Here is a 21,847-nt window from a genome sequence, read left to right as displayed (position 1 = left end):
GTAGCAATGCGGCGCGGTGTGGCATATGGCGTGATGGCCGGGGCGTTATGGGGCGTGGTTTTCCTCGCCCCAAGGCTGCTCGCGGATTTCTCCCCACTCCTGCTGGGCGCGGGGCGCTACGTGATGTACGGCGTCGTTTCCGTGCTCGCGGCGCTGCCCTCAGCCCGTTCGCTGTTGCGCCGCCTGACACGCCAGGATGTCCGGGCGCTCGTCACGCTGGCCCTCGCCGGCAACATTCTCTATTACGTGCTGCTGGCAAGCGCGGTGCACCTGGTCGGCGTTTCGCCGTCCTCGCTGATCGTCGGCGTGTTGCCCGTGACTGTCACGCTGCTGGGACGCGGCGACCACGGCGCGGTGCGTCTTTCACGGCTCGCGGTGCCGCTCGCGATGGTCGTCGCGGGCATTGCCTGCATCAACGTCGACGTCTTTACCGTCGATAGCGGCGACACCACCAGCGCGCTGACGAAAGCCGCGGGCCTCGCCTGCGCGACCGGCGCGCTCGTATGCTGGACCTGGTTTGCCGTCGAAAACACCCGTTATCTGCGTCGCAACCCGCATTTCAGCGGCAACGAGTGGTCGGTGCTGTGGGGTGTGGTAACCGGTGCGCTCGCCGCAATCATGTGGGCCGTGATCGCGGTGCTGCCTGCGGGCGCAGCGCCTGCGCCCGCCATCGACAGCCGCTGGCATACGTTCTGGCTCATCAATCTGGGGCTCGCGATCGGCGCGTCATGGCTTGGCAACGGGCTATGGAATGCGGCATCGAAGCGGCTGCCACTCACACTGTCGGGTCAGATGATCGTGTTCGAGACGCTCTTCGCGCTGCTTTATGGCTTCGTCTACGATCATCGCATGCCCCGCCCGCTCGAGATGGCAGCTATCGCGCTGCTGGTAGCGGGCGTGAGCTGGTCAGTACGCCAGCACGCGAGCGACGACCCAAAGGACACACCGATCGAGGAAAAGGCGCAGGCGTCGGTGCATTGAAGGTGGAATACGGGTTGCCGCATGGACAGAGCGGCTTGTGGGGCCCGGCACCCATACCGGCAAGGATCGCGCGTCAGCGCGAATCCTTGTTGAGCCACCTGCGCCCTTCGATTGAACCTGCCTTGCGGGTTTTCTGCACGCGACGCTGGCGCGCTTCTTTCGGGTCGGCGATCAGCGGGCGGTAAATTTCAACGCGATCGTGCTGTGCAAGCACGGTGTCGAGCGGTTTCAGCTTGCCGAACACGCCCGTTTTCATCGTACTGATATCGATCTCCGGGTGACGTTCGCGGATGCCGCTCGCGTCGATGGCCTGCCGCAGCGTCGAGCCTTCGGGCAGATCCACGGCGATCAGCGTTTGTGTCCCGGGTAGCGCGTAGCAGACTTCGATCGACAGCATCGCGCTCATGCCTTACCGTAACGCTGGTCGGCGCGTTTCACGAACGATTCGACGAACGTGTTCGCAATGTGGCTGAACACCGGTCCGATGATTTTCTCGATGATGATGTTCGAGAACTCATAGTGCAGCGCGAATTCGATCTTGCAGGCATCCGCGCGCAGCGGCGTGAAGCGCCAGAAACCGGTGAATTTTTTGAACGGGCCGTCCGCGAATTCCATATCGATGCGCGTGGGACGCTGCTGGGTATTGTGCGTGGCAAAATGCTGCTTGATGCCCTTGAAATTGATGTCGATCTTCGCCTCCATCCCGTTTTCGTCCTGACGACGGATTTCGACACCACCGCACCACGGGAGGAAATTGGGGTAGTCGGCCACGTCGGTGACGAGGTCGAACATCTGTTCCGCCGAATGGCGAATCAACACGGTTTTCTGGACATCTGCCATAAATTGCGCGACAAGTGGCAACGGTGGACAAGCGCCGCGGGCTTTCCTTGCCCCGCTTTGCTAAAATCGTGATTTTAAACGAGTTAGGCACTTTCCATTCATGAGCATTATCGACAACAGAAAAGCCTTCTTCGACTATTTCATCGAAGAGCGCTACGAAGCGGGGCTCGTGCTCGAAGGATGGGAGGTCAAGGCGCTGCGCGCGGGCCGTGGCCAGATCAAGGAAGGCTACGTCGTGATCCGTGACGGCGAGCTCTTTCTGATCGGTGCGCACATCAGCCCGCTGCCGGAAGCATCGACCCACATCCACCCGGACCCTGTCCGCACGCGCAAGCTGCTGCTGCACAGCGAGGAAATCAGCAAACTGATCGGCAAGGTCGAGCAGCGCGGGTTCACGCTCGTGCCGCTGAACTTCCATTACAAGGGCGGCCGCGTGAAGTGCGAAATTGGCCTCGCGAAGGGCAAGAAGTTGCACGACAAGCGTGACGTCGAGAAAAAGCGCGACTGGGAACGTGAAAAAGCGCGCCTGATGCGCACGCCGACCTGATTCGTCCCGGTCTCGCCCGAAAAAAGCACAAGCCCGCTGGAATGCCAGCGGGCTTTTTGTTGGCGCGCGTCTTAAGTAGCCCCGCCGCCACGCCCCAACACATCGCGGTGCATTACACGGCCTTGCCGCGGTTCACGATTGTCAGCGCCGATGCGATCATCGTGCCCATATCCGCCAGGTTGCCTGGCACGATCAGCGTGTTGCCCTGCTTCGCCAGATTGCCGAACGCGCTCACGTACTGCTCGGCGACCTTCAGGTTCACCGCCTCCATGCCGCCCGTCGACTGGATCGCCGCCGCGATCTTCTGAATCGCCTGCGCGTTCGCCTCGGCCACCGCCAGAATGGCCGCGGCCTGCCCCTGCGCCTGATTGATCGCAGCCTGACGTTCGCCTTCCGACTTCTGGATCGACGCCTCGCGCCCGCCCGATGCGATATTGATCTGCTCCTGCTTGCGCCCTTCGGACGCCGCGATCAGTGCGCGCTTTTCACGCTCGGCCGTAATCTGCGCCTGCATCGCGTGAAGAATTTCCTTGGGCGGCGTCAGGTCCTTGATTTCGTAGCGCAGCACTTTCACGCCCCAGTTCGCCGCGGCTTCATCGAGCGAAGACACGATGCTGTGGTTGATGAAGTCCCGCTCCTCGAACGTCTTGTCCAGTTCGAGCTTGCCGATCACGGAGCGCAGTGTCGTCTGCGACAACTGCGTTATCGCAAACACGAAGTTGCTCGATCCGTACGATGCCTTCATCGGATCGGTCACCTGGAAGTACAGCACGCCGTCGACCTGCAACTGCGTGTTGTCGCGGGTGATACAGACCTGGCTCGGCACTTCGAGCGGAATTTCCTTCAGGATATGCTTGTAGGCGATGCGATCGATGAACGGCAGCACGATCGTCATGCCCGGCGTGAGCGTCGCGTGATAGCGGCCGAGCCGCTCCAGCACCCACGCGTGTTGTTGCGGCACGATCTTGATGGTCTGCGCGGCGATCACAATCACGATCACCAGCAGGATTGCCCCGACGATAGTTACGTCCATCGTGTTACCCCTTTTTTATGGTTCGATACGTTGTTCATCCACGCCTGTGTTCTTCATCGAACTCAGGCCTGCACGGGCTGTTTTTTTGCCGCCACGATGAGGCAGCTTCCTCGCAGCGCAGTGATCTCATAGAGCCGCGCGTCTTCGGGCTCGCCGGGCGCGAGTTCGACGTCCCATAACGCGCCGCGATAGCGCGTGCGAGCACGCCGGTCCTGCCAGCCGGACACGCTCAAAGTCTCGCCGATATCCAGATTCACGTCAGGATTGCGCAGCGCGTCCTTGCGCACCTTCTTGCGGCCAAAGCGTGAGCGACGCAGCACAAAAACCGCTGCCGCCGCGACGAGCGCAGCGATCGCCAGTTGCGAATCGAGCCCGAGCCCCGACCAGTGCGCGAGACCCGCCGCGACGAAGCCCAGCGCGATCATCAGCATATAGAAGGTGCCACTGAACAACTCCAGCACGACGAGCACCCCCGCACCCACCCACCAGAACAGCCCACCTGTTGCCACGTTGACCTCCAGAAAGCAAAACACCCCGGATATACCGGGGTGTTTATAGCACGAACCTGATGCGCTATTCCGTGCCTTGACGCATGTTTACTTCGCCGATGACTTCGCCAGCGCCTGCCACGTTTCGATGACCGTGTCCGGGTTCAGCGAAATCGACGCGATGCCTTCGTCCGTCAGCCATTGCGCGAAATCCGGATGATCCGAAGGGCCCTGGCCGCAGATACCGACGTACTTGCCCAGACGCAGACAGGTTTCGATAGCGCGCTTCAGCATGAACTTGACCGCCGGGTCGCGTTCGTCGAAATCGACAGCGAGCAGTTCCATACCGGAATCGCGATCGAGGCCGAGCGTCAGCTGCGTCAGGTCATTCGAGCCGATCGAGAAACCGTCGAAGAATTGCAGGAATTCTTCGGCGAGAATCGCGTTCGACGGCACTTCGCACATCATGATGAGACGCAGGTTCTTCTCACCACGCTTCAGGCCGAACTTCGACAGGAGGCCGACCACGCGTTCCGCCTGCTTCAGCGTACGCACGAACGGCACCATGATCTCGACGTTGTCGAGGCCCATTTCCTCGCGCACCTTCTTCAGTGCGAGGCATTCCATCTGGAACGCTTCGGCGAAGTCTTCCGCGATGTAACGCGACGCGCCGCGGAAACCGAGCATCGGATTTTCTTCGTCCGGCTCGTAGCGCGAACCGCCAATCAACTTCTTGTACTCGTTCGACTTGAAGTCCGACAGACGCACGATGACGGGCTTCGGATAGAACGCAGCAGCGATCGTCGCGATGCCTTCGGTCAGCTTGTCGACGTAAAACGCGCGCGGCGATGCGTGGCCCCGGGCGACGCTTTCCACCGCCTTCTTCAGATCCTGATCGATGTTCGGATACTCGAGGATCGCCTTCGGGTGGACGCCGATGTTGTTGTTGATGATGAATTCCAGCCGGGCGAGACCGACGCCGGCGTTCGGCAGTTGCGAGAAATCGAACGCAAGTTGCGGGTTGCCGACGTTCATCATGATCTTGACCGGAATCTCGGGCAGCTCGCCGCGCTGGATTTCAGTCACTTCGGTTTCGAGCAGGCCGTCGTAGATCTTGCCTTCGTCGCCTTCCGCGCACGATACCGTGACAAGCGCGCCGTCCTTCAGCAGTTCGGTTGCATCGCCGCAGCCCACAACGGCCGGTACGCCGAGTTCACGCGCGATGATCGCCGCGTGGCACGTACGGCCGCCACGATTCGTGACGATGGCCGCGGCGCGCTTCATGACCGGTTCCCAGTTCGGGTCGGTCATGTCCGCGACGAGCACGTCGCCGGGTTGAACACGCTCCATTTCCGACGGATCGTGAATCACGCGCACCGGACCCGCGCCGATCTTCTGACCGATCGCCCGCCCCGTTGCAACCACCTGCGACTGGCCCTTCAGCTTGAAGCGCTGCTCGACCTTGCCCGCAGCCTGGCTCTTCACCGTTTCCGGGCGCGCCTGCAGGATGAAGATCTTGCCGTCGCGGCCGTCCTTACCCCACTCGATGTCCATCGGGCGCTGGTAGTGCTTTTCGATGATGACGGCGTATTTCGCGAGTTCGATCACGTCTTCGTCGGTGATCGAGAAGCGGTTGCGCTGCTCGTGCGACACGTCGACGGTCTTCACGCGGCCATGTTCGCCAGCCTGCGTGAATTCCATCTTGATCAGCTTCGAGCCAATAGAGCGGCGGATGATCGGATACTTGCCCTGCGCGAGCGTGGTCTTGAAGACGTAGAACTCGTCCGGGTTCACGGCGCCCTGCACGACCGTTTCACCAAGGCCATAGCTCGACGTGATGAATACGGCATCCTTGAAGCCCGATTCGGTATCGAGCGTGAACATCACGCCAGCGGCACCGACGTCCGAGCGCACCATGCGCTGCACACCCGCCGACAACGCGACTTCAGCGTGCGTGAAACCCTTGTGGACGCGATAGGAGATAGCGCGGTCGTTGTACAGCGACGCGAACACGTGCTTCATGCGATCGAGCACGTCGTCGATGCCGACCACGTTGAGGTAGCTTTCCTGCTGACCGGCGAACGAAGCGTCCGGCAGGTCTTCTGCCGTTGCCGACGAGCGGACCGCGAACGAAAGCTCTTCAGGGGAGCTGTTCTGAAGGGTATCGAAACCCTTGCGGATTTCTTCTTCGAGACGCGGCTGCAGCGGCGCGTCGACGATCCATTGACGGATCTCCTTGCCCGCTTCGGCGAGGGCCTTCACGTCGTCGACGTCGAGCGTCTCCAGACGCTTCGCAATACGTTCGGTGAGGGTGTTGTGATGCAGAAAGTCGCGGAATGCGAGCGCCGTTGTGGCGAAGCCAGTCGGCACGCGCACGCCTGCTTCGGCGAGTTGACTGATCATCTCGCCGAGCGAGGCGTTCTTGCCGCCCACGATCTCCACATCGGTCATCCGCAACTGCTCAAACGGAACTACATACGCCTCATCCTTTGTGACATTAACTGCGTTAGTCATACAAGCCCCTAAGTGTGAAAGAAATTCACGGCTGTGCAAGTGGGCCTGGACGCGGCCGCCTGTAAGAAGCGGTGACACGTCTTGCACAACCTGTTGGAGAAGCAATCGCTGATGCACGACGAAGCGGAAAATTCCGCGAATTTGACACCATTCAACGTGTAATGCAGACGAAATGCCCGGCATCGACACGGATTGGCTGCAATTGCTTATCCAACAGGTTGCCGCTATTCTACCGTGCCGACTCCCGAAATGTGACAGTCGGCAAAGAATAGCGCCTCGAACCGTGTCCCGGACCGTTGTGCGGGCCTTCGCGAGGTCTGCACCCGCTGCGGGAATGCGATTTTTGGCTACACGGCGCGCTGCTGCGACGCCGCCACGCGAGTCCTGAAATGCGTGGCAAATCAGGCAGCGATGTTTCTTTCGAGCGTGTTTTTCCGCTCACGTTCCCTCTTCCTGCGATGCCGCCTACCGTATTCATCGTCTCCGACGGTACCGGGATCACTGCCGAAACCTTCGCGCATTCGATCCTCTCCCAGTTCGACCAGAAATTCCGTCTGGTCCGTGTGCCGTTTGTCGACTCGACAGAAAAGGCCTACGCCACACTCGAAAAGATCAATGAGGCCGGCCAGCACGAAGGCCGTCGGCCGATCGTGTTCACAACGCTCGTCGATAGCGCGTCGAACAGCATCGTGAAGGATTGCAACGCGCTCGTGCTCGACATGTTCCAGACCTTTGTCGAGCCGCTCGAACAGGAACTGGAACTGAAGTCGAGCCATGCGATGGGCCGTGGCCACCAGAACGCCGACACCGAGGAATACAAGAACCGCATCGAGGCGATCAATTTCTCGCTCGCGCACGACGACGGGCAGTCGAACCGCAATCTCGCTGATGCCGACGTGATCCTGGTGGGCGTCTCGCGCAGCGGCAAAACGCCGACGAGCCTCTACCTCGCGATGCAGTACGGCGTGAAGGCGGCGAACTATCCGTTGATCCCGGAAGACTTCGAGCGCGGCAAACTGCCTACGCCGCTCCTCGAGCATCGTCAGAAAATGTTTGGGCTGTCGATCGATCCGCAGCGTCTGTCGGAGATCCGTAACGAGCGGCGTCCAGGCAGCAAGTACGCCGCGCTCGAAAACTGCCGCTACGAGATCAACGAAGCCGAATCGATGATGCGGCGTGAAGGGGTCAAGTGGCTGTCGTCGACACACAAGTCGATCGAAGAAATCGCAACGACGATCCTGCAGGAAATCAAGCTCGACCGTTCGTCGTATTGATTATTGCTGCCCGCGCGCGACGCGCGTGGGTCATGCGATCAGGTGCCGCGCTGCTGGCGGCACTGCTCGAAGAGACACACAGCGGCCGCGGCCGCCACGTTCAGCGATTCCATTCCGCCGGGCTGCGGAATCGTGACTCGATGTGTGACCGCGTCGCGCCATGCCTGCGACACGCCCGCGCCTTCATTGCCGAATACCCACGCATGCGGGCCAGACAGATCGCAATCGTAAATGGCCACGGCACCGTGCGAGTCCGTGATCGTGACCGGGATACCGAGGCGCCCGATCAGCGTTGCAGCTTCGACGTCTTCGTGAATCTCCAGCAGAAAATGCGCGCCCATGCCTGAGCGCAACACCTTCGACGACCACGCGTACGCCGTTCCCGGCGCGCAGAAGACATGCGACACGCCCGCGGCTGCCGCGCTGCGCAAGATGGAACCGACGTTACCCGCGTCCTGAACGCCGTCGAGCACGACGCAGGTCTCTACAACCTTGTCGGGCAGCGGCGCCTCGATCTTCTCGACGAGCAGCAGGATGCCCACGCCATGCACCACGTTCGAAAGCTGCCCGAACAGCGCGTCCGGCAGCGTGACGACGCGCTGCGCGTCGATGCGCGACACGATCGCCTGAGCTTCTTCGTGACGCAACGCGCCTTCCGTGACGACGCAGGTCTCCGGCTGACCCGCGACATCGAGATACGCGCTCGCCAGATGAAAGCCTTCCAGTAACGCGTGCGCGCTGCGCCGCTGCTGGTGGGTCGAGCCGGCCAGCGCTTTCAGGCGTTTGTAGAGCGGGTTGTCCCGCGAGGTGATGGCTTTCACAGGTGATGGCGAAGGTTCGGGTGGTCGGGGCGCAACTGGAGTCGACGCGCCCGCTCAGAACGCTGGGGCGCCATCGCCGGATGCGTTACCGGAGGCGTCGTCGAGCGCGCTTTCGAACGCGTCGTCACGCAGCGACGGCAACACGACCGGCACCTTGCCTGGCAGCTTGACCGGCAAGCCGAGGCGCGCGTGCGCCTCGCGCACAGGTGCAAACGAGCGCCGATGATGTTCGCACGGACCGTGTTGGAGCAGCGCGGCCAGATGCTGCGGCGTGCCATAGCCGGAATGTGCGTCGAAGCCATACACGGGATAGGCCTGATGCAGATCGAGCAACAGGCGGTCGCGGGTGACCTTCGCGAGAATCGATGCAGCCGAGATGCTTTTCACGAGCGCGTCGCCACCGATGATCGCCTCGCTGCGGATGCTCAGCACAGGGCAGCGATTACCATCGATCTTGACGAGCGTCGGCGTCACGGCAAGCCCTTCGACGGCCCGCTTCATCGCGAGCATGGTGGCATGCAGTATGTTGATCGCGTCGATTTCCTCGACCGAAGCCGAGGCGATGCAGAACGCCAGCGCGCGATCGACGATCTTGTCGTACAGCTCCTCGCGTTTCTTCGCGGTGAGCGCTTTCGAATCGTCGAGCCCGCGGATCATCGGCTTTGCCGGATCGAAAATCACCGCCGCAGCCACCACCGGACCGGCGAGCGGTCCACGACCGGCTTCATCGACGCCGCATATGATCTCGACGTCCGAATCGAAGTTCAGCCCCGCCTGGACCACCGCCGCCGAGCCGTCTGCGGCAGACTTCCGGCGTGGAGCGCGCGCGCTGGTCACCGCCGCCCCTTGCGGGTTTCGATGATGCCCGTCACCACTTCCGCGGCGCGCTGGGCCGTGTTCTGCTTCAGCACGTGATGCATTTCCGTGAAAATTTCCGTGAGCGTACGGCGGTTGGCTGCATCGTTCAGCTGCGTCAGCGTGGCGTCGGCGAGCGCCTCAGGCGTCGCGAAATGCTGGAGAATCTCCGGCACCACAAACCGCCCCGCCAGAATGTTCGGCAGACCGACGTACGGCAAATAGCCCTGCCGCCGCATGATCTGGCCCGTCAGCCAGGGCACCTTGTACGAGATCACCATCGGTTTTTTCAGCAGCGCGGCTTCCAGTGTCACCGTGCCGCTTTTGACGAGAATCGCGTCGGCGGCGGTCATCGCAGTTTGCGACTGGCCATTGGTGATCGTCAAGGCGAGGCCCGGATGCGCTTCGACGAGCGGCTTCAACAACTCACGCAGCGCGGGCGTCGCCGCCGGCATCACGAAACGCACGCCGGGTTCGCGCTGCTGCATCAATTCCATTGCGGCGAAGAACGTCGGGCCGATCAGGTCGATTTCCGAGCGCCGGCTGCCCGGCAGCACGGCGATCACCGGGCCGGTTTCCGGGAGACCCAACGTGCGGCGCGCGCCCTGCGTGTCCGGCACAAGCGGGATTTCGTCGGCGAGCGGATGACCCACGTACGAGGCCGCGACGCCCGCCTTTTCAAGCAGCGCCGTCTCGAACGGGAACACGCACAGCATGTGATCGACCGACTTCGCGATCTTCTTGATCCGGCCGCCGCGCCACGCCCAGATCGACGGGCACACGAAATGGATGGTCGGAATGCCCGCGTCACGCAGCGGATGTTCGAGCCCGAAATTGAAATCGGGCGCATCGACGCCGATGAACGCATTGGGCGGATCGGCGAGCAACTGCCGTTTCAGCTCGTTGCGGATGCCGAGAATCTCCGGAATGTGCCGCAGCGCCTCGACATAGCCGCGCACCGTCAGCTTTTCCATCGGCCAGTGCGCATCGAAGCCCGTCGCGATCATGCGCGGGCCGCCGATGCCGTAATACTGCGTCGATTCCGGCAGACGCGCCGACAGGCCGTCGAGCAGCGAAGCGGCGAGCAGATCGCCGGATGGCTCGCCGGCCACCATCGCAAGCCGCAGCGGGCGGGGTTGAAGCGCCATCGGCTAGCGGATGATGCCGCGTTGCGACGCTTCGACAAAGGCGACCAGCGCCTGCACCGGAGCATCGCCGTCACCGCCGGCCGTGGCGAGTTCGCGCAACTGGACCTTCGCTTCTTCAAGCGAAAGACCGTTCTTGTACAGCACACGATAGGCCGCCCGGAGCGCGGAGATCGCATCGGCGGAAAAACCTCGACGACGCAGCCCTTCGACGTTGATACCGTGCGGCTCCGCCTTGTTGCCGGCCGCGATCACGAACGGCGGAATGTCCTGCACGAGTGCCGAAGCGCCGCCCAGCATGGAATGCGCGCCGATGCGCACGAACTGGTGCACGCCCGACATCCCGCCGATGATCGCGTGATCGCCGATCGTCACGTGGCCGGCCATCTGCGCGTTGCTCGACAGAATGACGTTGCTGCCCACCCGGCAATCGTGGCCGATATGGACGTACGCCATGATCCAGTTGTCGTCGCCAAGCGACGTGATGCCCGCGTCCTGCACCGTGCCGGTATGGATCGTCGTGAACTCGCGGATCATGTTGCGGTTACCGATTTCGAGCTTCGTCGGTTCGTCGCGGTACTTCATGTCCTGCGGACGGCCACCCACCGATGCGTAATGACCGATGCGGTTGTCTTCACCGATTGTGGTGTGACCTTCGATCACACTGTGCGAGCCGACCGTGGTCCGTGCGCCGATCGTCACGTGCGCGCCGACAATGGCATAGGGCCCGATTTCGACTGACTCGTCGAGCTGTGCGCCCGGCTCGATGATCGCAGTAGGATGAATCCTGCTCATGCGCCCTCGCTTGTGATTCGTTGCGTTGTCTGGATGCTGCGTGCGCTCGCCGCTTACTGGCCGTCGTCCGTCGTGCGGACTGCGCACATCAGATCGGCTTCCGCCGCCACCTGACCATCCACCTCGGCGCGCGCCTTGAACTTCCAGATGCCGCGCATGTGCCGCTCGAACGTGACGTTCAGGATCAACTGGTCACCCGGTTCGACCACGCGCTTGAAGCGCGCGTTATCGATGCCGACGAACAGGTACAGCGTGTTGTCCGGATCGTGCGGCTCTTCTGCGAACGTCAGCAGTGCGGCCGTCTGGGCGAGCGCTTCCAGGATCAGCACGCCGGGCATGACCGGGCGCTTCGGGAAGTGGCCCATGAAGTACGGCTCGTTGATCGACACGTTCTTCAGCGCCTTGATGCTCTTGTGCGGCTCGAGTTCGAGCACCCGGTCGACCAGCAGGATCGGGTAGCGATGCGGCAGCAGCGTGAGAATCTTATGGATGTCGAGATTGATTTTTTCGGTGTTCATGGTGTTTCTGCTCACGCGTGGATGGCGCGATGATGACTGCGGATGCTTGCGCAGGCAGGTTGATAACGCGTGCGGCCGTCGTTTTATGTGGCCAGCCGGCGTCTCCCGCCGTCCGGTCACCACAACGGCGCTTACGCCGTGCTCTTGCCAGGTGCTGCTTGTGTGCTTCGTGCCAGGTGTTCGTGCTGCGTGTTTGGTGCTGCCTGGGCGTTTCCGCCCGTGCCTCGCGTAGCGAGGTGCCCGTTCCGGACGATGCCCTGCTATGCCTTGTCGCCTGCTGCTGCGCCCGCCCCGGCTTCCAGCGCTTTGATCCGGTCGCGAAGCTTGTCGATGTTGCGCAGCAGTGCGGCACTCTTGTTCCATGAGGCATGATCGACGGCCGGGAACGCGCTCGTGTACAGGCCCGGCTTCAGCAGCGATTTCGATACGCCCGACTTCGCCGTGACGATCACGTAATCGGCCAGGGTCACGTGGCCGGCAATGCCGACCGCGCCACCGATCATGCAATGGCGGCCGATCGTCGTGCTGCCCGCGACGCCGGCGCAGCCCGCGATCACCGTATACGCGCCTACCTTACAGTTATGGCCGATCTGGACGAGATTGTCGATCTTTACGCACTCTTCGATGATCGTATCGGCCATCGCGCCGCGGTCGATCGTCGTATTCGCGCCAATTTCGACGTCCGGCCCGATCGACACGCCGCCAACCTGAGGAATCTTGACCCAGCTGCCCGTGCGGGTGTCGCCGTCGCCGGTGAAATCCGGGGCAAAGCCAAAGCCGTCCGAGCCGATCACGGCACCTGCATGGATGATGGCGCGCGGACCAATCCGGCAGCCGTGGTAGACCGAGACGTTCGGGTACAGGTGCGAGCCGTCGCCGACCTGCGTACCGCGACCGATCACAACGTTGGCATCGAGCTGGACGTTTTCGCCGATCACGGCGCCCGCTTCGATCGTCACGTTCGGGCCGATCACGGCACTCGCCGCAACCTTCGCCGAAGGGTCGATCGTGGCGCTGGCGTGAACGCCCGGCGCGCGTTTCGGCGCCGCGAGGTCGATGAACGCCTGGGCGATGCGCGCGAAGTAAGCGTACGGGTTGGGCGTGACGATGAAGTTACGGCTCGAACCGGGTGCCAGTTTCGCGAGGTCGTCGGCGTTGATCAGCACGGCGCCAGCGCGGGTCGTCTCGACCTGCGACAGATACTTCGGATTCGCAAGGAACGCCAGCTGTTCCGGACCGGCCTGATCAAGCGGCGCAAGGCTGCCGACGCGATGCGCCGGGTCGCCGACTACCTTGCCGCCGAACTGCCGGGCGATATCCTCGAGCGTAAATGCCATGCGTGTACTGCTCCTGCTGTTCAGTTTCCGTTGGACGCCGCGAGCGCCTTCAGCACCTGATCCGTAATGTCGATACGCGGGCTGACATACACCGCTTCCTGCACGATCAGGTCGTAATGCTGCGCCTCGGCGATCTGTTTGATGACCTTGTTCGCGCGATCCAGCACCGCGGCCAGTTCCTCGTTGCGGCGCTGATTCAGGTCTTCGCGGAATTCACGCTGCTTGCGCTGGAAATCCGTGTCGAGCTGCGACAGATCGCGCTGTTTCTGCGCGCGATCCGAAGGCGACAGCGACGAGCCATTCTTGTCGAGCGAATCGGACATGGACTTCAGACGCGCCGCCATGTCCTGCAGGTCCTTGTCGCGCTTCGCGAACTCGGCCTCGAGCTTCGTCTGCGCCGCCTTCGCAGCCGTGGATTCGCGCAGGATACGGTCGGAATTGACCGCCGCGATCCTTGCTTCCTGCGCGTGCGCCACGGCGCTCACGCCGAGCGACATGACCAGCGCCAGCGCGCACATCACACGTTTCGAAAACATACCGGTTAGCAAAGTCGTCCTCTCGATACTGTAGATAATCCGGGGCTGCGCCAGGACCGCGCGCTCAGAACGCCGTCCCGATCTGGAACTGGAATTTCTGGTACTGGTCGCCTTCATGCTTCTGCAGCGGGAAACCCAGGCTCAGCTTGAGCGGGCCGATCGGCGAGATCCACGCGAGACCCACACCGTAGCCGTAACGCAGGCCGTTTGCACCGACACTGTTACCTTCCGTGCCCCAGACGTTACCGCCGTCAAGGAACGTGAAGACGCGCAGCGTACGGTCGTAACCGGTACCCGGCAGCGGGAACGTCAGTTCGATGTTACCCACGATCATCTTCGAGCCACCGATCGGGTCGTTGGTCTTCGCGTCACGCGGACCCAGCGAACTCGGCTCGTAACCGCGGACCGAACCGATACCACCCGCGTAGTAGTTCTTGAAAATCGGATACGGCTTGCCGCTCAGACCGTTACCGTAGCCGCCCTGGAAGTTCAGGCCCAGCACGAATCCACGTGAGAACGAGTAATAGTACTGCGCCTGGATATCGGTCTTGTAATACTGCGTGCCGCCGATCGGCGTGCCGTATTCGGCGTTCGCCTGGGTGAAGTAGCCGCGGCTCGGCACGAGCGCGCTGTCACGCGCGTCGCGCGACCAGCCGACCGTCAGCGGCACGTTGTTCGACACGCGGCCGAATTCGTTCACGTAATCCTGGTAGGACTGCGGCGTGTTCGAATCGGTATCAAGCGTATTCTGTTCGAGACCCGCGCCGAAATAGACCGTGTCGACTTCCGAGAACGGGATACCGAACTTCAGGTCGCCGCCCATCGTGACGATCTTGAAGCTCGAATCCGTCGAGTAGTACAGCGGCTCATACGTACGGTAGTAGACGTCGGTAATACGTTTGATGCCGTCGACCGTGAAGTACGGATCGACCTGCGTGACCGTCAACGTACGGTACGTCTTTGCCGTGTTCACGTTGACCGCGAGACTCGTACCCGAACCGAACACGTTGTCCTGCGACACACCCGCCGACAGCACGACCTTGTCAGTCGACGAGAAGCCCGCGCCCAGCGTGATCGCGCCGGTCGGCTTTTCGGCCACCTTGACATCGACGTCCACCTGGTCGGGCGTGCCTTCCACTGGCGTCGTCGTGACGTCCACATCGGTGAAGTAGCCAAGACGGTTGATACGGTCCTTCGACAGCGCGAGACGGTTCGAGTCGAACCACGAGCTTTCGAGCTGGCGCATTTCGCGGCGCACGACTTCGTCACGCGTACGCGTATTGCCCACGACGTTGATCCGGCGCACATACACGCGGCGACTCGGATCGACCTGCAGCGTGAGGTCGACCTTGTGATGCTCCTGGTCGATCTGCGGCAGCGCGTTCACCGTGGCAAACGCATAGCCGTATTCGCCGAGCTTGTCGACAATCGCCTTCGTGGTCGCCTGCAGCTTTTCCGCCGAGAAACGATCACCCGGTTTGATCTTGATCAGCTTGTTGAGCTCGGCTTCGCGATCCAGCAGATTGCCCGCGAGCTTGATGCTCGCCACCGTGTACGGCTCGCCTTCGTGCAGCGCGACCGTCAGGTACATGTCCTTCTTGTCCGGCGAAATCGACACCTGGGTCGACTCGATGCTGAACTCGAGGTAGCCGCGATTCAGGTAATACGAGCGGACGTTTTCGAGATCGCCCGTGAGCTTTTCCTTCGCGTACAGGTCGTTCTTCGTGTACCACGAGAACCAGTTCGGCGTGGACAGCTGCATTTCATCGCGCAGCGCGCCGGTGCTGAACGCCTTGTTGCCGATGAAGTTGATCTGGCGGATCTTCGCGCTCGGACCTTCGACGACCGAGAACAGCACCGCGACGCGGTTGCGGTCGATCGGCGTGATGGTCGTGGTGACTTCGGCGGCATAGAAACCGCGCGTCAGGTACTGACGCTTCAGTTCCTGCTCGGCCTTGTCGACGAGCGCCTTGTCGTAATAACGGCCTTGCGACAGCCCGACGGCGCGCAGCGCCTTCACCAGGTTGTCCTTTTCGAATTCGTGAATACCGGAGAAATCGATCGTGCCGATGGCCGGACGTTCGATGACCTGCACGATGACAACGTTGCCTTCGGTGGCAATCTTCACGTCGTTGAAAAAGCCCGTGGCGTAGAGCGCGCGGATGGCTTCGGAAGCCTTGTCGTCACTGAACGTATCGCCCTGCTTGATCGGCAGATACGAAAACACGGTACCGGGTTCGACGCGCTGCAACCCCTCGATCCGAATGTCCTGCACCACGAAAGGTGTCGTCGCGTGAGCCACCAGCCCATGGGCGGCAAATGCCGCGGCTACAACTGTCTTTGGAACAAAGCGATGAGGTTTAAACAACGTGCTTCCCCAGTGTGTATAGCTGCATCAGGTCGGGCGGTCGCCATCGTGAACGCCACCAGACACTTTAAAAATGGATTAAACGAGCAAGATCGTTGAAGAGCGCGATCGCCGACAGTGCGACGATGCAAACCAGCCCCGCTCTCTGCAAAACAAGCTGCCAGCGATCGGATACGGCTTTGCCGGTTACAGCTTCAACCAAATAATATAACAGATGACCCCCATCCAATACCGGAATTGGTAAGAGGTTTAACACTCCGAGACTGATACTGACGAGTGCAAGGAACGATAAAAACGCCGATGGACCAAGGCGCGCGCTCTTTCCCGCGTAATCCGCGATCGTCACGGGACCGGACAGGTTCTTCAATGACGCTTCGCCGGTGATCATCCTTCCGAACATGCGAAGCGAGTACACGGCGATGTCCCACGTGCGGTGCGCGCCCAGCCGGACGCTCTCGAGCGGCCCGTAACGCACGTCGACGGACGGCACCTGCGTGGCAAGCGCCGCGCCAATCCGGCCGATCTGCTGGCCGGTGGCGTCGTCGCGCGTCGGCACCGGCACGATGCTCAGATCGCGCCGCGTGCCCGCCTGGGTGCCCTGCGCGGCGTGTTCGATCTGCAGCGTGATCGACTTGCCCGCGTGGGCTTTAACGTAAGCGATGAAAGCTGTCGCGCTGCCGACCGGCTTGCCGTCGACCGCGCGCACCGTGTCGCCCGCCGCAAGACCCGCATTCTGCGCTGCGCTGCCCGGTTCGACACCAGCCACCGTCAGCGTGCCGCCGCCAGGCTCGAAGCCAAGACGGGTCATGAAATCGTCGTCGACGTCGCGATCGGAAAAACCTTGCAGATCCAGCGCGAAATCAAACGTGCCGCGCCCGTCTTTCGCGCCCAGCACGACACGCCGGTGATCGAACGTGGCGCCCAGAAGCTTCCAGCGCAGATCCGACCACGAGCGCACGGACTCGGTCTCGCTGCCATTCTGGTCGCGGATCGAAACGACAGTTTCGCCGCCGTCGAAGCCCGCGCGCGCGGCCGGCGTATTGGCCGCCGGCGCCGCGACGATGGCCGCCGGCTCGGTGACGCCGCTTGCGAACACGACCGCGAAGAGCACGATTGCGAGCAGGAAGTTCGCAACAGGACCTGCCGCAACAATCGCAAACCGCTTCGCGACGGATTGCTGGTTGAACGCGTGCGGCAGTTCTTCGGCGGAGATCGTGGCGCCTTCTTCACGCTCGTCGAGCATCTTCACGTAGCCGCCCAGCGGCAACGCGGCGATCGTCCACTCGGTGCCCGTCTTTTTGCTGACCCACTGAACAAGCGGTTTGCCGAAGCCGATCGAAAACCGCAGCACCTTCACACCGCACAGACGCGCGACGCTGTAATGGCCGTATTCGTGCACGACAACGAGCACGCCAATCGCAACGGCGAAGGCGACCAGTTCGATCAGCAGATTCATGAACGCCTCACTGGATGGCGCGTTCCGGGCGTGCGCCCGCAGGCAGACGGTCGATAAACGCCATGGCGGCGCGACGCGCGGCGGCGTCGGCTTCGATCACGTCTTCGAGGGCGGCGGCGCTGCGGTTCGACAACCCGTTCAGCACGGCGTCGACCACCTGCGCAATCGCCATGAAACCGATCCGGCGCGACAGGAACGCATCGACCGCGATCTCGTTCGCCGCGTTCAGTGCCGCGCTCGCGACACCGCCTTCAGCCAGCGCCTTCATCGCGAGCGCGAGGCACGGGAAGCGCGTGTAATCCGGCCGCTCGAACGACAGCGAAGCGACCTGCAGGAGATCGAGTTGCGCGACGCCGGAATCGACGCGATCCGGGAACGCCAGCGCGTGCGCGATCGGCGTGCGCATATCGGGATTGCCGAGCTGGGCAAGCACCGAGCCGTCCACGTACGACACCATCGAATGGATCACGCTTTGCGGGTGAATCAGCACTTCGATACGCTCGCCCGGCAGATTGAAAAGCCAGTGTGCCTCGATGACTTCAAGGCCCTTGTTCATCATCGTCGCCGAATCGACCGAAATCTTGCGGCCCATGACCCAGTTCGGGTGCGCGCAGGCTTCGTCCGGCGTGACGTCGACGAGCGTCGACGGTTCGCGCGTGCGAAACGGGCCGCCCGACGCGGTCAGGATGATCTTCGACACGCCGCCATGCTGCGCGGCGTCACGCGGCAGACACTGGAAAATCGCGTTGTGTTCGCTGTCGACCGGCAGCAGGATCGCGCCGTTGTCGCGCACCGCGTCCATGAAGATCGCGCCCGACATCACCAGCGCTTCCTTGTTCGCGAGCAGGATGCGCTTGCCGGCGCGTGCCGCGGCCAGACTCGGCGCGAGACCTGCCGCGCCGACGATCGCCGCAACCACCGTATCGCAGCCGTCGCTCTTCGATACGTCGACGAGCGCCCGCGGGCCGTACGTGACTTCGGTCTTACAGCCGGCCTCGCGCAGCTTCGCCGCGACCTGCGCGGCTGTTGCCGCGTCGCCGACGACAGCCACTTCGGGCGAGAACCGCAGACACTGCTCGACGAGCTTGTCGCCGTTGCGGTGCGCGGTCAGCGCGTAGACAGAGAAGCGCTCGGGATGACGTGCCACGACATCAAGCGTGCTGTCTCCAATCGAGCCCGTTGAACCGAGCAGAGTTAATCGTTTTTGCATGTCTCTTTCTCTAGCCGAGCAGCAGCATTGCAAGCGGCAGCACCGGCAATAATGCGTCGATACGGTCGAGGACGCCGCCGTGCCCCGGCAGCAGACCGCTGGAATCTTTCACGCCGGCCTGGCGCTTCAGCATCGACTCGAACAGGTCGCCGACGACACTGAACACGACGAGCACGGTCAGCGCAATGAACGCCCGCAGGGCGCCATGGCGCTCCAGCAGCGCCGAATACAGGGTTGGCTCGAACGCATGGACGGCGACGGCCGCGATGGCCACGACCAGCACGGCGACCCAGCCGCCCAGCGCGCCCTCCCAGGTCTTGCCCGGGCTGATGGCAGGTGCGAGTTTATGCCTGCCGAATGCCTTACCCGAGAAGTATGCGCCGATATCGGCCAGCCATACCACTAGCAGCAGGGACAGGACGAACGGCACGCCGGCCATACGGGCCGCGACAAGCGCATGCCAGCAGGCGACGAATACCAGCAGGCCCGCAACCAGCAGGAAAATCCGCCAGGCGCCCTGCGCAAGCGTCGGCTTGCGCAGCAGGACGAACGGCCCGGCCAGCACCCAGAAAACCGAGGCCGCCTGAAAGAGCGGCCGGGGCGCTTCGATGCCCGTGCCGAGCTTTGTGCTCGCGACGAGCGCCGCGGCGGCGACCAGCGCGTAGACGACCGGTCCGGCGCCGCCCAGTTTCAGCAGGCGCGCCCATTCCCAGGCGGCAAAGACGACGACGAACGCGATCAGCGCGCCAAACGCGCCCACCGGCGCAAAAAAGGTGACCGGCAAAAAGACAGCCAGCAGGACGATCGCCGTGATAACACGGGTTTTTAGCATGGAAGCGAATCGACGTTCTGCGATTGCGGTTCGAGCTGTGCGCTCGTGCGGCCGAAGCGGCGCTCGCGCTCCGCATAGGATTCGATGGCGTGACCGAGCGCGTCTGCGTCGAAATCCGGCCAGAAGGTGTCGGTGAAATAGAACTCGGTGTACGCGAGCTGCCACAGCAGGAAGTTGCTGATGCGCTGCTCACCGCCGGTACGGATGAAGAGATCCGGTTCGGGCGCGTAGGCCATCGCCAGATGTTCGGCGAAGGCTTCTTCGGTCACCTCGACGGGGCGGCCCGCCGCGACCGACTGGTCGACCAGCTTGCGGGTGGCCTGCATGATGTCCCAGCGACCGCCGTAATTGGCTGCGATGGTGAGCGTCAGCCGCGTATTGCGCGCGGTTTTCGTCTCCGCGCGACGGATCAGGTCCTGAATGCGCGTATCGAACATCGCGAGATCGCCTACCACGCGCAGACGGATACCGTTCGCGTGCAGTTTGCCGATTTCGCGTTCCAGCGCGGTCACGAAAAGACGCATCAGGAACGACACTTCGTCATTCGGACGACGCCAGTTTTCGGAGCTGAAAGCAAACAACGTCAGATATTCGACGCCGCGACGGGCGCATGCCTCGACGGCGGCCCGCACCGCGTCGACGCCGCGGGTGTGGCCCGCCACGCGCGGCAGGCGGCGCTGCGTCGCCCAACGGCCATTGCCGTCCATGATGATCGCGATATGTCGCGGCACCGCCGCGACATCAGGCACGCGAACGGTAGAGCTGGTATAGGTCATGGCCGTCGGGACAGAAACTGCAAAAATGAAGTGAAACCGTGAAGATACTGGCGCCGGACGGCTTCAGACCGTCATGATCTCGGCTTCCTTGGTCGTCACGAGCTTGTCGATTTCCGCGACGAACCGGTCCGTGAGCTTCTGGACGTCGTCACCGGCGCGCCGCTCGTCGTCTTCGGAGATTTCCTTGTCTTTCACGAGCTTCTTCAGTTGCTCGTTCGCGTCGCGACGCAGGTTGCGCACCGCGATCTTGGCCGTTTCGGCCTCGCTCTTGACGACCTTCGTCAGTTCACGGCGGCGCTCTTCGGTCAGCGCGGGCATCGGCACGCGGATCACGTCGCCCTGCGTGGCCGGGTTCAGGCCCAGGTCCGATTCGCGGATCGCCTTTTCGACGACCTGCACCATCTTCTTTTCCCACGGCTGCACACCGATCGTGCGCGCGTCGATCAGTGTCAGGTTCGCGACCTGCGAAATCGGCACCGGCGAGCCGTAATAATCGACCTGGATGTGGTCCAGCAGCCCCGTATGAGCGCGGCCCGTACGGATTTTCGACAGATCGTTCTTGAACGCTTCGATCGAACGCTGCATTTTCTGGTCAGCGCCCTTCTTGATGTCAGCCACAGACATGATTAAACCTCCGAACCTTTAAATCGGTGCAGGCCGGCCGGCACGCATGAGCGGCGACCTGGGCCCGCGTTCAAGCCCACTTTACGTGGAAGGGAGTTTACACGTGGACGAGTGTGCCTTCGTCCTCGCCTTGTACGATGCGCTTGAGCGCGCCCGGCTTGACGATCGAAAACACCCGGATCGGCAGCTTCTGGTCGCGGCACAGCGCAAACGCGGTTGCGTCCATGACCTGCAGGTTGCGGCCGATCGCCTCGTCGAAGCTGATCGTGGTGTAGCGCGTCGCGCTCGCATCCTTTTTCGGATCGGCCGAATACACGCCGTCGACCTTCGTGGCCTTCAGCACGACTTCCGCGCCGATTTCCGAGCCGCGCAACGCGGCAGCCGTATCGGTGGTGAAGAACGGGTTGCCCGTGCCGGCCGCGAAAATCACAACCTTGCCTTCTTCGAGCTGGCGAATGGCACGCGGGCGGATGTACGGCTCGACAACCTGGTCCATGCGTAGCGCCGATTGCACGCGCGCTTCGATACCGGCGTGACGCATCGCGTCCTGCAGCGCCAGCGCGTTCATCATCGTGGCGAGCATCCCCATGTAATCGGCCGTCGCGCGGTCCATACCGGCCGCGCCGCCCGCGACGCCCCGGAAAATATTGCCGCCGCCAATCACAACCGCCAGCTGCGTACCGAGTCGCACGACCTCGGCCACGTCCGCCACCATTCTTTCGATCGTCAGGCGATTGATGCCGAACGCATCGTCGCCCATGAGAGCTTCACCGGAGAGTTTGAGGAGGACGCGTTTATAGGCAGTGGGCATAGAGATATCCAGATCGCGCTGAAGAGGACGACAACAACTTGGAACTGTAGGGGTGAAATGCTGATTCGGGCAAGCGCCGCCAAATT

Annotated in this window: 22 protein-coding genes; 3 read left to right on the top strand and 19 right to left on the bottom strand. The window is 62.5% G+C overall.

The annotated features are described in order from the left end of the window. Nucleotides 1-6 precede the first annotated feature (6 nt). Entirely contained in the window at nt 7-981 is a 975-nt protein-coding gene (locus tag LPA36_RS14165) for a DMT family transporter (protein WP_228877439.1), read from the top strand. A 73-nt stretch (nt 982-1,054) separates the two neighbouring features. Here the strand turns inward: LPA36_RS14165 and LPA36_RS14160 are convergent, their stop codons facing one another. Beyond that, nucleotides 1,055-1,378 carry an RnfH family protein gene (locus LPA36_RS14160; protein ID WP_228877537.1) on the bottom strand — a complete coding sequence of 108 codons (324 nt, stop codon included), beginning with the start codon at nt 1,376-1,378 and terminating at the stop codon, nt 1,055-1,057. Between the two features lie 5 nt (nt 1,379-1,383). Further along, complete coding sequence (locus LPA36_RS14155) at nt 1,384-1,821, bottom strand: type II toxin-antitoxin system RatA family toxin (protein ID WP_090530722.1); 438 nt, start codon at nt 1,819-1,821, stop codon at nt 1,384-1,386. A 100-nt stretch (nt 1,822-1,921) separates the two neighbouring features. On the opposite strand from LPA36_RS14155, the gene smpB reads away from it, so the two are divergent. After that, on the top strand, nt 1,922-2,368 hold the full coding sequence (gene smpB, locus LPA36_RS14150) for an SsrA-binding protein SmpB (protein ID WP_228877437.1): 447 nt from the start codon (nt 1,922-1,924) through the stop codon (nt 2,366-2,368). Between the two features lie 112 nt (nt 2,369-2,480). Here smpB and LPA36_RS14145 read toward each other — a convergent pair whose 3' ends face one another. The 3 genes from LPA36_RS14145 to ppsA form a co-directional block, all read right to left on the bottom strand. Continuing rightward, entirely contained in the window at nt 2,481-3,401 is a 921-nt protein-coding gene (locus LPA36_RS14145) for an SPFH domain-containing protein (RefSeq protein ID WP_228877431.1), read from the bottom strand. A gap of 62 nt (nt 3,402-3,463) precedes the next feature. After that, the gene (locus LPA36_RS14140) at nt 3,464-3,910 is read right to left on the bottom strand and encodes an NfeD family protein (protein WP_228877428.1); all 447 of its coding nucleotides are present in this window, start codon (nt 3,908-3,910) and stop codon (nt 3,464-3,466) included. Between the two features lie 87 nt (nt 3,911-3,997). Then, on the bottom strand, nt 3,998-6,403 hold the full coding sequence (gene ppsA, locus LPA36_RS14135) for a phosphoenolpyruvate synthase (RefSeq protein ID WP_228877426.1): 2,406 nt from the start codon (nt 6,401-6,403) through the stop codon (nt 3,998-4,000). A 458-nt stretch (nt 6,404-6,861) separates the two neighbouring features. Between ppsA and ppsR the strand changes: the two genes are divergently transcribed. Continuing rightward, the gene (gene ppsR, locus LPA36_RS14130) at nt 6,862-7,677 is read left to right on the top strand and encodes a posphoenolpyruvate synthetase regulatory kinase/phosphorylase PpsR (RefSeq protein WP_228877536.1); all 816 of its coding nucleotides are present in this window, start codon (nt 6,862-6,864) and stop codon (nt 7,675-7,677) included. Nucleotides 7,678-7,715: 38 nt separating this feature from the next. Here the strand turns inward: ppsR and LPA36_RS14125 are convergent, their stop codons facing one another. The 14 genes from LPA36_RS14125 to pyrH form a co-directional block, all read right to left on the bottom strand. Further along, nucleotides 7,716-8,498, bottom strand: coding sequence for a TrmH family RNA methyltransferase (locus LPA36_RS14125; protein WP_228877422.1), 783 nt, complete (start codon nt 8,496-8,498; stop codon nt 7,716-7,718). Nucleotides 8,499-8,552: 54 nt separating this feature from the next. Then, complete coding sequence (rnhB, locus tag LPA36_RS14120) at nt 8,553-9,335, bottom strand: ribonuclease HII (protein WP_228877419.1); 783 nt, start codon at nt 9,333-9,335, stop codon at nt 8,553-8,555. After that, nucleotides 9,332-10,501, bottom strand: a complete 1,170-nt coding sequence (gene lpxB / locus LPA36_RS14115) for a lipid-A-disaccharide synthase (RefSeq protein WP_228877417.1) — start codon at nt 10,499-10,501, stop codon at nt 9,332-9,334. Before lpxB ends, rnhB begins: the two co-directional genes overlap by 4 nt. A gap of 3 nt (nt 10,502-10,504) precedes the next feature. Further along, on the bottom strand, nt 10,505-11,293 hold the full coding sequence (gene lpxA / locus LPA36_RS14110) for an acyl-ACP--UDP-N-acetylglucosamine O-acyltransferase (protein ID WP_228877415.1): 789 nt from the start codon (nt 11,291-11,293) through the stop codon (nt 10,505-10,507). Nucleotides 11,294-11,346: 53 nt separating this feature from the next. Further along, nucleotides 11,347-11,811 carry a 3-hydroxyacyl-ACP dehydratase FabZ gene (gene fabZ / locus LPA36_RS14105; protein ID WP_228877413.1) on the bottom strand — a complete coding sequence of 155 codons (465 nt, stop codon included), beginning with the start codon at nt 11,809-11,811 and terminating at the stop codon, nt 11,347-11,349. Between the two features lie 260 nt (nt 11,812-12,071). Continuing rightward, entirely contained in the window at nt 12,072-13,148 is a 1,077-nt protein-coding gene (gene lpxD / locus LPA36_RS14100; protein WP_228877412.1) for a UDP-3-O-(3-hydroxymyristoyl)glucosamine N-acyltransferase, read from the bottom strand. A gap of 20 nt (nt 13,149-13,168) precedes the next feature. Continuing rightward, the gene (locus LPA36_RS14095; RefSeq protein WP_228877410.1) at nt 13,169-13,696 is read right to left on the bottom strand and encodes an OmpH family outer membrane protein; all 528 of its coding nucleotides are present in this window, start codon (nt 13,694-13,696) and stop codon (nt 13,169-13,171) included. 52 nt (nt 13,697-13,748) lie between these two features. Continuing rightward, nucleotides 13,749-16,052, bottom strand: a complete 2,304-nt coding sequence (gene bamA, locus LPA36_RS14090; protein ID WP_228877408.1) for an outer membrane protein assembly factor BamA — start codon at nt 16,050-16,052, stop codon at nt 13,749-13,751. Between the two features lie 67 nt (nt 16,053-16,119). Continuing rightward, nucleotides 16,120-17,508 (bottom strand): RIP metalloprotease RseP, encoded by a 1,389-nt coding sequence (gene rseP, locus LPA36_RS14085; RefSeq protein WP_228877407.1) that lies wholly within the window; start codon nt 17,506-17,508, stop codon nt 16,120-16,122. A gap of 7 nt (nt 17,509-17,515) precedes the next feature. After that, complete coding sequence (locus LPA36_RS14080) at nt 17,516-18,718, bottom strand: 1-deoxy-D-xylulose-5-phosphate reductoisomerase (RefSeq protein ID WP_228877405.1); 1,203 nt, start codon at nt 18,716-18,718, stop codon at nt 17,516-17,518. Between the two features lie 10 nt (nt 18,719-18,728). Then, nucleotides 18,729-19,550 (bottom strand): phosphatidate cytidylyltransferase, encoded by an 822-nt coding sequence (locus LPA36_RS14075; RefSeq protein WP_228877398.1) that lies wholly within the window; start codon nt 19,548-19,550, stop codon nt 18,729-18,731. Further along, nucleotides 19,544-20,326: a polyprenyl diphosphate synthase gene (gene uppS / locus LPA36_RS14070; RefSeq protein WP_228877396.1), complete on the bottom strand. Its 783-nt coding sequence runs from the start codon at nt 20,324-20,326 to the stop codon at nt 19,544-19,546. Before uppS ends, LPA36_RS14075 begins: the two co-directional genes overlap by 7 nt. Before the next feature lie 63 nt (nt 20,327-20,389). Further along, a complete protein-coding gene (gene frr, locus LPA36_RS14065; RefSeq protein WP_228877394.1) occupies nt 20,390-20,950 on the bottom strand; it encodes a ribosome recycling factor in 561 nt (186 codons plus the stop codon). A gap of 97 nt (nt 20,951-21,047) precedes the next feature. Next, the gene (gene pyrH / locus LPA36_RS14060; RefSeq protein ID WP_228877392.1) at nt 21,048-21,761 is read right to left on the bottom strand and encodes a UMP kinase; all 714 of its coding nucleotides are present in this window, start codon (nt 21,759-21,761) and stop codon (nt 21,048-21,050) included. Nucleotides 21,762-21,847 lie beyond the last annotated feature (86 nt).

Source organism: Paraburkholderia saeva (genome assembly GCF_907164555.1).
Taxonomy (GTDB): domain Bacteria; phylum Pseudomonadota; class Gammaproteobacteria; order Burkholderiales; family Burkholderiaceae; genus Paraburkholderia; species Paraburkholderia saeva.
This window is presented reverse-complemented; position numbering and strand designations above follow the sequence as displayed.

Coding starts and splice junctions, on each gene's coding strand:
- LPA36_RS14165 (WP_228877439.1), top strand. CDS start 7: ATGCGGCGCGGTGTGGCATATGGCGTGATGGCCGGGGCGTTATGGGGC.
- LPA36_RS14160 (WP_228877537.1), bottom strand. CDS start 1,378: ATGCTGTCGATCGAAGTCTGCTACGCGCTACCCGGGACACAAACGCTG.
- LPA36_RS14155 (WP_090530722.1), bottom strand. CDS start 1,821: ATGGCAGATGTCCAGAAAACCGTGTTGATTCGCCATTCGGCGGAACAG.
- smpB (WP_228877437.1), top strand. CDS start 1,922: ATGAGCATTATCGACAACAGAAAAGCCTTCTTCGACTATTTCATCGAA.
- LPA36_RS14145 (WP_228877431.1), bottom strand. CDS start 3,401: ATGGACGTAACTATCGTCGGGGCAATCCTGCTGGTGATCGTGATTGTG.
- ppsA (WP_228877426.1), bottom strand. CDS start 6,403: ATGACTAACGCAGTTAATGTCACAAAGGATGAGGCGTATGTAGTTCCG.
- ppsR (WP_228877536.1), top strand. CDS start 6,862: ATGCCGCCTACCGTATTCATCGTCTCCGACGGTACCGGGATCACTGCC.
- lpxB (WP_228877417.1), bottom strand. CDS start 10,501: ATGGCGCTTCAACCCCGCCCGCTGCGGCTTGCGATGGTGGCCGGCGAG.
- lpxA (WP_228877415.1), bottom strand. CDS start 11,293: ATGAGCAGGATTCATCCTACTGCGATCATCGAGCCGGGCGCACAGCTC.
- fabZ (WP_228877413.1), bottom strand. CDS start 11,811: ATGAACACCGAAAAAATCAATCTCGACATCCATAAGATTCTCACGCTG.
- lpxD (WP_228877412.1), bottom strand. CDS start 13,148: ATGGCATTTACGCTCGAGGATATCGCCCGGCAGTTCGGCGGCAAGGTA.
- rseP (WP_228877407.1), bottom strand. CDS start 17,508: ATGAATCTGCTGATCGAACTGGTCGCCTTCGCCGTTGCGATTGGCGTG.
- LPA36_RS14080 (WP_228877405.1), bottom strand. CDS start 18,718: ATGCAAAAACGATTAACTCTGCTCGGTTCAACGGGCTCGATTGGAGAC.
- LPA36_RS14075 (WP_228877398.1), bottom strand. CDS start 19,550: ATGCTAAAAACCCGTGTTATCACGGCGATCGTCCTGCTGGCTGTCTTT.
- uppS (WP_228877396.1), bottom strand. CDS start 20,326: ATGACCTATACCAGCTCTACCGTTCGCGTGCCTGATGTCGCGGCGGTG.
- frr (WP_228877394.1), bottom strand. CDS start 20,950: ATGTCTGTGGCTGACATCAAGAAGGGCGCTGACCAGAAAATGCAGCGT.
- pyrH (WP_228877392.1), bottom strand. CDS start 21,761: ATGCCCACTGCCTATAAACGCGTCCTCCTCAAACTCTCCGGTGAAGCT.